Annotated in this window: 14 protein-coding genes and 1 other annotated feature; all 14 genes read left to right on the forward strand. The window is 41.6% G+C overall.

Going from position 1 to position 12743, the window contains the following annotated elements; all coding sequences use genetic code 11:
- Nucleotides 1-22 precede the first annotated feature (22 nt).
- Entirely contained in the window at nt 23-871 is an 849-nt protein-coding gene (gene sigG, locus AC3ISE_RS09235) for an RNA polymerase sporulation sigma factor SigG (RefSeq protein WP_249042921.1), read from the forward strand.
- A gap of 130 nt (nt 872-1001) precedes the next feature.
- The gene (locus tag AC3ISE_RS09240; RefSeq protein ID WP_133311249.1) at nt 1002-1265 is read left to right on the forward strand and encodes a YlmC/YmxH family sporulation protein; all 264 of its coding nucleotides are present in this window, start codon (nt 1002-1004) and stop codon (nt 1263-1265) included.
- Between the two features lie 94 nt (nt 1266-1359).
- Nucleotides 1360-2199: a peptidoglycan editing factor PgeF gene (gene pgeF / locus AC3ISE_RS09245; protein ID WP_489223965.1), complete on the forward strand. Its 840-nt coding sequence runs from the start codon at nt 1360-1362 to the stop codon at nt 2197-2199.
- Nucleotides 2196-2864, forward strand: coding sequence for a YggS family pyridoxal phosphate-dependent enzyme (locus tag AC3ISE_RS09250; RefSeq protein WP_489223966.1), 669 nt, complete (start codon nt 2196-2198; stop codon nt 2862-2864). The genes pgeF and AC3ISE_RS09250 overlap by 4 nt, the downstream gene beginning before the upstream one ends.
- Nucleotides 2865-2884: 20 nt before the next feature.
- Nucleotides 2885-3322: a cell division protein SepF gene (locus AC3ISE_RS09255; RefSeq protein WP_070879097.1), complete on the forward strand. Its 438-nt coding sequence runs from the start codon at nt 2885-2887 to the stop codon at nt 3320-3322.
- A gap of 6 nt (nt 3323-3328) precedes the next feature.
- Entirely contained in the window at nt 3329-3592 is a 264-nt protein-coding gene (locus AC3ISE_RS09260; RefSeq protein WP_223442120.1) for a YggT family protein, read from the forward strand.
- Nucleotides 3593-3657: 65 nt separating this feature from the next.
- On the forward strand, nt 3658-4428 hold the full coding sequence (locus AC3ISE_RS09265) for a YlmH family RNA-binding protein (RefSeq protein WP_489223967.1): 771 nt from the start codon (nt 3658-3660) through the stop codon (nt 4426-4428).
- 99 nt (nt 4429-4527) lie between these two features.
- Nucleotides 4528-5034 (forward strand): DivIVA domain-containing protein, encoded by a 507-nt coding sequence (locus AC3ISE_RS09270; protein WP_070879099.1) that lies wholly within the window; start codon nt 4528-4530, stop codon nt 5032-5034.
- A gap of 57 nt (nt 5035-5091) precedes the next feature.
- Nucleotides 5092-5318 (forward strand) — a binding site (T-box leader).
- Nucleotides 5319-5397: 79 nt separating this feature from the next.
- Nucleotides 5398-8169, forward strand: a complete 2772-nt coding sequence (ileS, locus tag AC3ISE_RS09275; RefSeq protein ID WP_489223968.1) for an isoleucine--tRNA ligase — start codon at nt 5398-5400, stop codon at nt 8167-8169.
- Nucleotides 8170-8633: 464 nt separating this feature from the next.
- Nucleotides 8634-9005, forward strand: a complete 372-nt coding sequence (locus AC3ISE_RS09280; protein ID WP_489223969.1) for a TraR/DksA family transcriptional regulator — start codon at nt 8634-8636, stop codon at nt 9003-9005.
- Between the two features lie 90 nt (nt 9006-9095).
- Nucleotides 9096-9578, forward strand: coding sequence for a signal peptidase II (lspA, locus tag AC3ISE_RS09285; protein ID WP_489223970.1), 483 nt, complete (start codon nt 9096-9098; stop codon nt 9576-9578).
- On the forward strand, nt 9559-10473 hold the full coding sequence (locus AC3ISE_RS09290; protein ID WP_489223971.1) for an RluA family pseudouridine synthase: 915 nt from the start codon (nt 9559-9561) through the stop codon (nt 10471-10473). Before lspA ends, AC3ISE_RS09290 begins: the two co-directional genes overlap by 20 nt.
- A gap of 190 nt (nt 10474-10663) precedes the next feature.
- Complete coding sequence (gene pyrR, locus AC3ISE_RS09295; protein WP_489223972.1) at nt 10664-11209, forward strand: bifunctional pyr operon transcriptional regulator/uracil phosphoribosyltransferase PyrR; 546 nt, start codon at nt 10664-10666, stop codon at nt 11207-11209.
- A 152-nt stretch (nt 11210-11361) separates the two neighbouring features.
- Nucleotides 11362-12669 (forward strand): solute carrier family 23 protein, encoded by a 1308-nt coding sequence (locus AC3ISE_RS09300; protein WP_489223973.1) that lies wholly within the window; start codon nt 11362-11364, stop codon nt 12667-12669.
- Nucleotides 12670-12743 lie beyond the last annotated feature (74 nt).

Below are 12743 nucleotides of genomic sequence, written 5' to 3' on the forward strand. Positions count from 1 at the left end.
GAATAATTTTCCCTGCCTGGACATGTGCATATTTTTCCCACCTAAGGAGATACTTAACTCTGTACAGCAGCTCCTGTTAGGAGGGAAAGATGTGGCAAGAAATAAAGTTGAAATTTGCGGAGTAGATACTTCCAAACTTCCAGTCCTAAAAAATGAGGAAATGAGAATTTTGTTCAGGCAAATGCAAAGCGGTGAACTATCAGCAAGAGAAAAGCTGGTAAACGGCAATTTACGCCTGGTGTTAAGCGTCATTCAGCGTTTTAACAACCGGGGAGAGTTTGTTGATGACCTGTTTCAAGTAGGCTGCATTGGACTTATGAAATCAATTGATAATTTCGATCTTGGCCAAAATGTAAAATTTTCAACTTATGCTGTACCCATGATAATTGGGGAGATCAGAAGATATTTGCGGGACAATAATCCAATCCGCGTATCAAGATCTCTGCGCGATATTGCCTACAAAGCTTTGCAGGTCAGAGAACAATTAATGAGCAAAACCTCAAGGGAACCTACCGCTGAGGAGATTTCCAGGGTGCTCGAAGTTCCTCATGAAGAAATTGTTTTCGCTTTAGATGCTATACAAGATCCCGTTTCTCTGTTTGAACCGATTTACAATGACGGGGGCGATCCGATATATGTCATGGATCAGCTGAGTGATGAGAAAAACCGAGACTCTCACTGGATAGAAGAAATCGCTTTGAAAGAAGGAATGAGACGGCTGAATGACCGTGAAAAATTGATCCTCAGAAAGCGGTTCTTCCAAGGGAAAACTCAAATGGAAGTAGCAGAAGAAATAGGTATATCTCAAGCACAGGTTTCAAGACTTGAGAAAGCTGCAATCAAACAAATGAATAAGAACATACAAAATTAGGACTGTTCATCTGAACAGTCCTTTTTATCTATTCTGCAATCACTATTTAAGGAAAAATACTGCGTAAAAAGCTCGAATAGATTCAGGACGTACAATCATATAGTTAAAGTAAGAACAGGGGGCGGTTTCGATGATGAATATATCTGAATTTCAGACGAAAGATGTTGTCAATGTTTCAGATGGCAAGAAGCTTGGGATTGTTTCAGATTTTGATATAAACGTGACAACAGGAAAAATTCAGGCAGTGATTATTAGCGGAACTGGAAAAGTGCTGGGTTTTTTCGGGAAAGATGAAGAATTGGTTGTTCCCTGGAGAAATATCGTGAAAATCGGAGAAGATGTGATTTTAGTGCGTGTAAATAGGGAGATAGACCAAAATAATGAATTAATTTAACAATCTTTCTGTCGGAATGGGAAAGATGTGGTAAAATATAGTCGTGTATATCTAAAACATGCAGCAATCTGTAAACAAAAGGAATGAACATTTTATGACTGAGCAGCCGTTTCAACTGCAGCATGAAACCCATTTGAACAGCCCGGTCTGGGAAAAATTAAATAATGAGCTGATTGTCGGTTTTACAACAAAAAACGGAGGCATAAGCAGCGGAGAATTTCACTCGCTGAATCTTGGCCTTCATGTAAAAGACAAGCCTGAACATGTCGTTTTAAATCGAAAACGGCTGGCAGAAGAATTGAATATGCCGCTTGAAAATTGGGTTTGTGCAGATCAGATCCATGACAGCAGTATCCAAAAAGTAACGCAATCCGATAGAGGCAAAGGAATACTCGATTATCATTCAGCCATTCCTGGAACAGACGGTCTTTATACAAGAGAAGAAAATTTGATGCTTGCTCTTTGCTATGCAGACTGTGTCCCTTTGTATTTTTATGAACAAGATAAAAAGCTGATAGGAACTGCACATGCCGGCTGGAAGGGCACTGTAAAAGATATAGGCGGAAAAATGATTCAAACATGGATAAAGGACGAAGAAGCTGATGTAAACTCAATCTATGCCATGATTGGACCATCAATCGGAGACTGCTGCTATGTAGTTGACGATTACGTTATTGAACGGGTCAATCAAGTGATGCCGAATAAAGATGCGCTGCCATATTACGAAGTATCTAAAGGACAATATTCTCTTGATCTAAAACAGCTGAACAAACAATTGCTGATTCATGCAGGTGTGAAAGAGGACCGAATTTTGACGAGTTCTTTTTGTACAAGCTGTGAATCTTCCATGTTTTTTTCACATCGCAGAGACGCGGGATCTACTGGGAGAATGTTCAGTTTTATTGGTCTGACGAGGAGGCACAAGCAGCTATGAGTGTAGCAGACAACTTAAATGAAATTTATGCCCGAATTGAAAATACATGTTCGAAAATAGGGCGAAATCCTAATGAAATTCAAATCATTGCGGTTACAAAGTATGTTGATATAAATCGTGCTAAAGAAGCGTTAAGTGCTGGCATCAGCCATCTTGGAGAGAACAGGAATGAAGGACTTAACGAAAAATATTCAGCAATTGGATCAGAGGCAAAATGGCACTTTATCGGAACACTGCAAACGAGAAAAGTGAAAGATATCATTGGGCTAGCGGATTATATTCATTCGCTTGACAGACTTTCACTGGCAAAAGAAATCAGCAAACGTGCCGATAATAAAATAGACTGCTTTATCCAGGTAAATACATTAGGGGAAGAATCCAAGCATGGTATGGCTCCAAATGAGGTTTTGCCATTTGTTAAAGAACTTGAAAGCTTTCCGTACATAAATGTGGCAGGATTAATGACAATGGCCCCTCATACAGACGATACAGGTGTTTTAAGGCAATCATTCCGCAGATTAAGGGAGTTAAGCGAGGAAGTAAGAGCGCTGCACTTGCCTTATGCCCCGTGCAAAGAGCTCTCAATGGGCATGTCGAATGATTTCGAGATCGCGATTGAAGAAGGCGCAACCTTCATACGTATAGGCTCTGCCCTGGTAGGATAAGAAATCGGAGGTGTCATAAGTTGAGTATTAAAAATAAGTTTAAAAGCTTTTTTGCCTTGGATGAAGAAGAGTATGAGTATGTTGAGCAGGATCGTTATCAGGAAGATGACTATGAAGACGAGCAGCCGTTTGCCGCAAAACCGCAAGCGAAACAGAATGTTGTAAGTTTGCAAAGTGTTCAAAAATCATCTAAAGTGGTATTATGTGAGCCCAGAGTTTATGCTGAAGCTCAGGATGTAGCCGATCAGCTTAAAAACCGGAGAGCTGTTGTTGTCAATCTGCAGCGGATTCAGCATGATCAGGCAAAGCGGATTGTAGACTTTTTAAGCGGAACTGTGTACGCTATAGGTGGAGACATTCAAAAGATAGGGGCAAATATTTTTCTTTGCACTCCTGATAATGTGGATGTGGCAGGATCGATATCTGAAATTGTAACTGAAGAAGATCAGAGGTGGTAAGTCTAGATGGGCATAGTAGCTGATGTATTATTTACATTATTGCAGATTTATTCGTATGCGATTATTATTTATATTCTGCTTTCCTGGTTTCCTAATGCAAGAGAAAGCGGTTTTGGCCAATTTTTAGCTAAAATCGTTGAACCTTATCTGGAGCCATTCCGCAGATTCATTCCGCCACTTGGAATGATTGATATTTCCCCAATCGTCGCGCTTCTGGCACTTCGATTTGCGGGATATGGGCTGAATTCAATATTCAGCATGATTGGATAAAATTGTCCTGCAAGTGCCGTTTATGCGGCACTGTTTTCATTTAGAACGGTTTGGAGCTGTATGAAGTGAACCATGTTTATCAGCATTTTAGACAAGAAGAGCGTCACTTTATCGATCAGGTGATGGAGTGGAAAGAAAATGTTCTGAATCAATACAGTGCTAAATTGACTGACTTTCTTGATCCGAGAGAGCAAGAAATGGTACAGGCAGTAGTTGGTTCAAATGGGGAAGTAAACGTCATGTTTTCAGGAGATGACATGGAGCGAAAGCGGGCTCTCCTCTACCCTGATTACTTTACGCCTTCCTTGGAAGATTTTCAGTTATCCCTGATCGAAATTCAATATCCGGTTAAATTTATCTCTCTTGAGCATCGCCATATCTTGGGGTCACTTATGTCTCTTGGACTGAAGCGGTCTAAATTTGGAGATCTTTTGTTCTTTGGGGAACGGATTCAGCTTGTGGCAGCTGGAGAGGTTGAGGATTTTATTTTAATGAATGTAACCGAAATCGGGAGAGCTAAGGTTTCGCTTCGCAAGCTTGCCTGGAGTGAAAGAATTCCGCATAATGAAGAAATTCAAGAATTGTCTGTAACTGTGAGCTCCTTAAGGTTAGATGCTGTTGCAGCTTCTATTTATAATGTATCCAGACAAAAAATCGGCTTGCTCATTCAGAATGGACATGTAAAAGTAAACTGGAAAGTGATTGAACAGACTTCTTTTGAATGCCGCGAGGGAGACACCCTTTCTGTCAGAGGGTTTGGGAGATCCAGGCTTATGTCGATTGATGGCAGAACAAAGAAGGAAAAATGGAAGCTGACCATCGGAAAACAAAAATAATTTTAGGGATTTAGCAGGAATTTTGACATTTCTGTCTAATTATGAATTATACTGTTTTAAAAGAAACGTTTCATTCAATACATAATGGAGGTGGCACAAGTGCCCTTAACACCGTTAGATATTCATAACAAAGAATTCAACAAAGGCTTCCGCGGCTATGATGAAGATGAAGTGAACGAATTCCTTGATCAAGTCATAAAGGATTACGAAATGGCGATTCGCGAACGCAAAGAACTTGAATCAAAAGTCGGAGAATTGACCGAGAAGCTTGGTCATTTTGCAAACATTGAAGAAACACTAAATAAATCGATTCTAGTTGCTCAGGAAGCAGCTGAAGAGGTTCGCCGCCACGCTCAAAAAGAAGCGAAATTAATCGTAAAAGAAGCAGAAAAGAATGCAGACCGCATCATTAATGAATCGCTGTCTAAATCAAGAAAAATCGCAGTTGAGATTGAAGAGCTCAAAAAGCAGTCTAAGGTTTTCCGCACCCGGTTCCAAATGCTGATTGAAGCACAGCTTGATCTCCTTAAAAATGACGACTGGGATCATTTATTAGAGTATGAAGTGGAAGCACTTTACGAAGAACGCGAAGAATCTAAAGTGTAATCTTGACTTGCGTACATAGTTTCACATATAATACGATCACTACTACAATTATCATAAAATGAAACGATGAGAGGGAGAGTAGCTCATTTTATCCTTTTTAAGCGAGCTGGAACTGGTGGAAGCCCGGCAAAGGAGAATGAGTGAATATCACCCTTGAGTTTTTTGCTGAAACAATATAGAAAGTAAGCAAAGACGCGTTATTCACGTTACGAATGTCGAGAGGATAACCAGAATGCCGGTTATCTAAAAGGGTGGTACCGCGAGAAAACCTTCTCGTCCCTTATGGGATGAGAAGGTTTTTTGTGTTTTCTGATTTAATGGCTGACATCTAAGCCTATTTAAAAAATGTTTGGAGGAATACCCATGGAGTACAAAGATACACTGCTAATGCCAAAAACTGAATTCCCAATGCGCGGAAACTTGCCGAACCGCGAGCCTCAAATGCAGGAAAAATGGGAAGAAATGAATATTTACCAAAAAGTTCAAGAACGCACGAAGGATCGTCCGATGTTCGTCTTGCATGATGGTCCCCCGTACGCAAATGGCGATATTCATATGGGGCATGCATTAAATAAAGTGCTGAAAGATTTTATCGTCCGCTACAAGTCAATGACGGGCTTCAATGCACCATACGTGCCAGGCTGGGATACACACGGTCTTCCAATTGAAACAGCATTAACAAAAAACAAAAAAGTGAACCGGAAAGAACTAAGTGTCGCGGAGTTCCGCAAGCTTTGTGCTGAATACGCTTGGGAGCAGATCAATAACCAGCGTGAACAGTTCAAGCGCCTTGGCGTACGGGGAGACTGGGAAAATCCATATGTAACATTAAACCCTGAATATGAAGCACAGCAAATTAAAGTATTCGGTGATATGGCGAAAAAAGGCTATATCTACAAAGGTTTAAAACCTGTTTATTGGTCTCCATCAAGTGAATCTGCTTTAGCAGAAGCAGAAATCGAATACTACGATAAACGATCTGCTTCCATTTATGTAGCGTTTACAGTTAACGAAGGAAATGATGTATTAAACGGCGGAGAAAAAATCGTGATTTGGACGACAACACCTTGGACGATTCCTGCAAACCTTGGAATTGCCGTTCATCCTGAGCTGGAATACAGTGTTGTATCTGTAAATGATGATTCTTTCATCGTTGCATCTGCTCTTTTAGAAACTGTTGCTAAAGAACTTGAATGGGAAACTTATACGGTTTCAAAAACCCTTAAAGGTGCACAGCTCGAAAAGGTGGTTGCGAAACATCCTTTATACGACCGCGAATCGCTTGTAGTCCTTGGAGAGCATGTAACGACAGAAGCCGGTACCGGATGTGTTCATACGGCTCCTGGACACGGGGAAGATGACTTCATTGTCGGACAGAAATACGGTCTTGGCGTCCTTTGCCCAGTAGATGAAAAAGGCCATATGACGAATGAAGCACCTGGCTTTGAAGGCATGTTTTATGATGCAGCAAATAAACCAATTACAGAACAGCTTGAAGAAGCAGGCGCATTGCTGAAACTATCGTTTATTACTCACTCATACCCGCATGACTGGAGAACAAAAAAACCAACGATTTTCAGAGCAACGGCTCAGTGGTTTGCATCCATTAAAGATTTCCGTGAAGAGCTGCTCACGGCAGTCAAAGAAACCAAATGGGTTCCTGCATGGGGAGAAACAAGATTATTCAACATGGTCCGCGACCGCGGCGACTGGTGTATTTCCAGACAGCGTGCATGGGGCGTCCCAATTCCAGTTTTCTATGCTGAGAACGGGGAACCAATCATCACAGATGAAACAATCAATCATGTATCAGACTTGTTCCGCGAACATGGTTCAAATATTTGGTTTGAACGTGAAACAAAAGATCTGCTTCCTGAAGGATATACACATCCGGGCAGCCCGAATGGATTGTTCACGAAAGAACAGGACATTATGGATGTATGGTTTGATTCAGGTTCATCCCATCAGGCTGTTTTATTAGAAAGAGATGACCTGCAGCGTCCGGCAGATCTTTATTTAGAAGGATCTGATCAATATCGCGGCTGGTTTAACTCTTCCTTATCAACAGCAGTTGCTGTAACTGGGAAAGCTCCTTACAAAGGAGTGCTGAGCCATGGATTTGCTCTTGACGGAGAAGGACGAAAAATGAGTAAATCATTAGGAAACGTTGTTCTGCCTTCAAAAGTCATGAATCAGCTTGGAGGAGACATCCTTCGTCTATGGGTAGCATCTGTTGACTATCAGGCAGACGTAAGAGTTTCTGATAATATTTTAAAGCAGGTTGCTGAAGTATACAGAAAAATCCGCAACACGTTCCGTTTCCTTCTTGGAAACCTTGCAGATTTTAATCCGGCAAAAGATGCTCTATCTTATGACGAACTGCGCGATGTAGATCGCTACATGCTTGTAAAGCTGAATAAATTAACAGATAAAGTGAAAAAATCCTATGAAGAGTATGAATTTGCAGCGATTTTCCATGCGGTTCATAACTTCTGTACGATTGAACTCAGCTCATTTTATCTTGATTTCGCAAAAGATGTCCTGTACATCGAAGCGCCAGACAATAAAGAGCGCCGTGCGATTCAAACCGTCTTGCATGAAACACTTCTTTCTCTAGTGAAATTAGTAACGCCAATCCTTCCTCATACAGCTGACGAAGTTTGGGCACATATTGATTCTGTAACTGAAGAAAGTGTTCAGCTTGTGGATATGCCGGAAGTGAAAACACTTGAAAATGCGGATGCATTAGAAGAAAAATGGGATGCTTTCATGGAACTTCGCGATGATGTGCTGAAGGCTCTTGAAGTGGCAAGAAACGAAAAAGTAATCGGCAAGTCATTAACAGCAAGCATTGAGCTTTATGTTGATGCTGAAACGAAGCAATTGCTTGATTCAGTTGAAGAAAACCTCAAGCAGCTGTTTATTGTTTCAGGCTTTAAACTTGCAGGTGATTATGATGCAGCGCCGAGTGATGCTCATGTATTTGATCATGTGAAAATTGCCGTTAAACCGGCTGAAGGTGAAACTTGTGAACGATGCTGGGTTGTTACAACGGATGTCGGCAGCAGCGAAAACCATAAAACCCTTTGCAGCCGCTGTGCAGCCATTGTGGATGAAAATTATACAACTGCTTAAATTTTTGGGAACCGCTGAACTTTGTTCAGCGGTTTTTTCTTGTTCAATACATTTGAGTGGCTCGGCTCATTTCGCGGTGTCCAGCTCCACCTCCTAGCCCCCGGGTCAGAACAAATTTCTCCAATTAAATTGGAAACCCCTCCAAATAATTCGGAAACCACATGAATTAATTCCAAAACCCCTCCAATAAAATTGGTAACCTAATCAATTCAGTATTGACTCCTCGATTTGACTAGTCGGTTCCGCTTTTCGCGGTGTCTAGCTCCATCGCCCAACTCCTCGGCCAGAACGTCTCATCCAGTAAAAGCAAAAAGCGCCTTTACTGGATGAGACTTATCTGTCTGTCGGAGCTAAACGGGCGATTCCGCTTTTCTTTGTCATAACAGGAAAATTCTTAAAAGCGTGAGCGGCGGGAGAACGGATACACTATGAGTACAAAGCAAGTACACAAGGAGTTGTCCGCTATGAGTTTAGACGCCATTTGGTATGAGCTTCAAATTATGCAGCAGGAATTGAAAACAAGGCTGTTTGATCATTGTTTGTTTGAAATGGATATGAATGAACAAAATTTATTTTATCCCTTCAAGGAAAAAACAATTATGATTCATGTGAAAGAAGAGTTAAATGATGTAGAAAGAGCTCTTCAGAAGATTGAAAACGGCACGTTTGGCATTTGTGAAGAGACAGGTACTCCAATTGCGCTTGATAAATTAGCTATTATCCCCACGGCTAGAACCATTCATGATTTTGCATTTCAAGAACTTTATGAAAGAAAATCACTGCCTCATCTCTATCTCAATCACCAATCTCACTATGAAGTGGGAGAATATCATTAAAACACTGCTTTCATGAGATACAAGCTTTACTCTTCTTTTTTGCCTGTGATACAATTCAAAGGTACATTATAGGAAAGTTGGGGAAAGCTTGTGCTTTACTATATCATCGCACTTGTTATTATTGCGCTCGATCAGCTGTCTAAATGGCTGATTGTCAACGAATTGGAAATCGGAGAAAGAATACCTGTTATTGAAAACGTATTGTATATTACATCACATCGGAATCAAGGTGCTGCCTGGGGAATTCTTCAGGGTCAGATGTGGTTTTTTTATGTCATTACCGTTATCGTCGTAATTGGACTCGTTATCTATATTCAAAAATTTGCAAAAGACCAGCGATTAATGGGAATTGCGCTCGGACTTATGCTTGGCGGAGCGATTGGCAATTTTATAGACCGCGTTATTCATCAGGAAGTGGTGGATTTTGTACAAACTTACATAGGAACATACCCATTTCCTATCTTTAACATAGCAGATTCGGCTCTTTGTGTAGGGGTTGCTTTGTTATTTATTGTCATGCTTTTTGAAGGGAAACAAGATAAGGAGAAAGTGAATGAACAGCATAGAAATTAAGATTGATGACAGCAATAAATTTGAACGTCTGGATAAGCTGCTTGCAGCAGAGAATTCCGATTGGTCGAGAAGCCAGGTACAGATCTGGATTAAAGAAGGGCATGTAAAAGTGAATGATGCAGAATCAAGAAGCAATTACAAGGTTCAGCCAGGAGATACAGTCACCCTTCTCATTCCAGACCCTGAACCGCTTGATGTGATGCCTGAGGAGATGAATCTTGATATCTATTATGAAGATGGTGATGTCCTCGTAGTGAACAAGCCAAAAGGAATGGTTGTTCATCCTGCACCAGGCCACTTATCAGGCACTCTGGTCAATGGCCTGATGGCTCACTGTAAAGACCTGTCTGGCATTAATGGAGTCATGAGACCGGGAATCGTTCATAGAATTGATAAAGATACGTCTGGGCTCTTAATGGTTGCGAAGAATGATAAAGCTCATGAATCATTAGTGGGTCAGCTCGTAGAAAAGTCAGTTACTAGACGATATCAGGCAATTGTTCATGGAGTGATTCAGCATGATAAGGGAACAGTTGATGCTCCGATTGGCCGTGATAAACAAGACCGCCAAAGCATGACGGTAACAAATGAGCACAGTAAAGATGCTGTTACCCATTTTCATGTACTTGAACGCTTTGAAGGATATACTTTAATCGAATGTCAGCTTGAAACGGGAAGAACCCACCAAATTCGCGTACACATGAAATATATCGGTTTCCCGATTGTAGGAGATCCAAAGTACGGACTTAAGAAAACAATGAAAATAAACGGTCAGGCGCTTCATGCAGGCGTACTTGGATTCAAGCATCCGAGAACAGGAGAATATTTGGAGTTTAAAGCTCCTCTGCCTGCAGAGTTTGAGGATGTTATCTCAGAACTTAAAAATAACCATTGACACACTCATGTTATTCTGACATAATGACTATAGTTCAAAAATGAACCTTTAAAACAGTCCCGTGAGGCTGAGAAGGAAACGGATCTTATACGCTAATACTGCGTATTTTAAGCTATGCATCCAAATCCCTCTCGCTAAAACGGCGAGAGGGATTTTTCTTTTTAAGGTTCTAAAAAAAGAGGTGAGAATCATGCCGCAAAAAGCGATCGTTTTAGATCAGCAGTCCATAAGAAGAGCTTTAACCCGAATCGCACATGAAATTATCGAACGGAATAAGGGAATTGATTCAGTCATTCTTGTCGGCATCAAGACAAGAGGCATTCACCTTGCCAAAAGGCTCGCTGAGCGCATCGAACAGATTGAAGGAAAGCCAGTTGAAGTCGGAGAACTTGATATCACGCTATACCGTGATGATCTTTCAAAAAAAACGGACGATCAGGAACCTCTTGTAAAAGGATCTGACATTCCGGCGGATATTACTAATAAAACCATCATCCTTGTAGACGATGTTTTATACACGGGAAGAACAGTAAGAGCAGGACTTGATGCTCTAATCGATATTGGCAGGCCATCGCAAATTCAGCTGGCAGTTCTTGTAGACCGCGGTCACCGCGAACTGCCGATCCGAGCAGATTATGTGGGGAAAAACATTCCGACTTCAAGCTCTGAAAAAATTGTAGTTGAACTGCTGGAAGTGGACGAAACAGATCAAGTAACCATCTACGAAAAAGAATAAAGACCTTTTAATGGAGTCCAGAGAGGCTGCAAAAGGGAAAGAAAATCACACGCCTGTGATCAGTTTGAGTCAGGCGGGATTATTCTGCCTCTTTGCACCTCATGCAAAGAGGTTTTTTGTTTCTCAAAAAGAGAAGAAGCGGAGGAATGAAAATGAAAAAGAATCAAGAGAATGCCATACAGCTGGATGTAAATGAGGTTCCAAAGCCGCTCACATGGATCACGCTCAGCTTTCAGCATTTGTTCGCCATGTTCGGTGCAACTATACTAGTGCCTTTCCTTGTGGGTCTCGATCCGGCAATAGCGCTGATTTCAAGCGGACTTGGAACAATAGCCTTCCTTTTAATTACGAAAGGCCAGGTTCCTGCTTACCTTGGCTCATCCTTTGCCTTTATTGCTCCAATCATCGCAGCAAAAGCTGCGGCAGGCCCTGAAGGAGCAATGGTAGGAAGCTTTCTGGCCGGTGTTGTATACGGAATTGTAGCTTTATTAATAAAAATGGTCGGCTATAAGTGGATTATGAAGCTCTTGCCGCCGATAGTGGTCGGACCAGTCATCATCGTAATCGGACTGAGCCTTGCAAACGTCGCTGTCGGGATGGCTATGAATAATCCGGACGGGGAATATAATCTGACTTACTTCTCGGTAGCATTAGTAACACTTGCGATAACAATCATCTGCTCGGTCGTCTTTAAAGGATTTATCAGCCTTATCCCAGTACTGATTGGAATCGTTGGAGGCTATGTTTATGCCCTTGCAATCGGACTTGTAGATTTCAGTAAAGTAGCAGAAGCAAATGTGTTTGAAAAACCGGACTTTATTCTTCCTTTTATCACATACACACCGAGCTTCTCTTATGAAATCATCCTGCTGATGGTGCCGGTCGCCATCGTCACCCTGTCTGAACATATCGGACATCAGCTTGTCCTTGGAAAAGTTGTCGGACGTGACTATATTGAAAAACCGGGTCTTCACCGCTCAATCTTAGGAGATGGAACTGCGACGATGATTGCAGCATTAATTGGCGGTCCTCCAAACACGACATACGGCGAGAATATCGGCGTATTGGCAATAACGAGAGTATACAGCGTATATATCATTGCCGGAGCTGCTGTGATGGCGATCGTGTTCGGATTTATCGGTAAAATTTCGGCTCTGATCAGCTCCATCCCAACACCGGTTATGGGCGGTGTGTCCATCCTGCTGTTTGGAATCATCGCTTCATCAGGACTCAGAATGCTGACAGACAGCAAAATTGATTTCGGAAACAAACGCAATCTTGTGATATCATCCGTCATTCTGGTAATCGGCATCGGCGGTGCAATGATAAAAGTAAGTGAACAATTTGAACTTCATGGCATGGCGCTTGCAGCCATCATCGGCATTCTTTTAAACCTGGTCCTGCCTGGACGGAAAGACGCTGAAAAGGAACAGAACATGAAAAAAAACACAGCTGCATAATCACCTTTTAACGAAAGTCCAGAGAGACTTGCAAGGGTGGATGAGCATTGGCAGATCAGCCTGATGATTTGTCA

This window comes from Metabacillus sp. KH_069 (assembly GCF_057838075.1).

Bases quoted from the DNA above. Each gene is read 5' to 3' on its own strand.
- sigG (WP_249042921.1), top strand. From the start codon at position 23: ATGTGCATATTTTTCCCACCTAAGGAGATACTTAACTCTGTACAGCAG.
- AC3ISE_RS09240 (WP_133311249.1), top strand. From the start codon at position 1,002: ATGATGAATATATCTGAATTTCAGACGAAAGATGTTGTCAATGTTTCA.
- pgeF (WP_489223965.1), top strand. From the start codon at position 1,360: ATGACTGAGCAGCCGTTTCAACTGCAGCATGAAACCCATTTGAACAGC.
- AC3ISE_RS09250 (WP_489223966.1), top strand. From the start codon at position 2,196: ATGAGTGTAGCAGACAACTTAAATGAAATTTATGCCCGAATTGAAAAT.
- AC3ISE_RS09260 (WP_223442120.1), top strand. From the start codon at position 3,329: ATGGGCATAGTAGCTGATGTATTATTTACATTATTGCAGATTTATTCG.
- ileS (WP_489223968.1), top strand. From the start codon at position 5,398: ATGGAGTACAAAGATACACTGCTAATGCCAAAAACTGAATTCCCAATG.
- AC3ISE_RS09280 (WP_489223969.1), top strand. From the start codon at position 8,634: ATGAGTTTAGACGCCATTTGGTATGAGCTTCAAATTATGCAGCAGGAA.
- AC3ISE_RS09290 (WP_489223971.1), top strand. From the start codon at position 9,559: ATGAACAGCATAGAAATTAAGATTGATGACAGCAATAAATTTGAACGT.
- pyrR (WP_489223972.1), top strand. From the start codon at position 10,664: ATGCCGCAAAAAGCGATCGTTTTAGATCAGCAGTCCATAAGAAGAGCT.
- AC3ISE_RS09300 (WP_489223973.1), top strand. From the start codon at position 11,362: ATGAAAAAGAATCAAGAGAATGCCATACAGCTGGATGTAAATGAGGTT.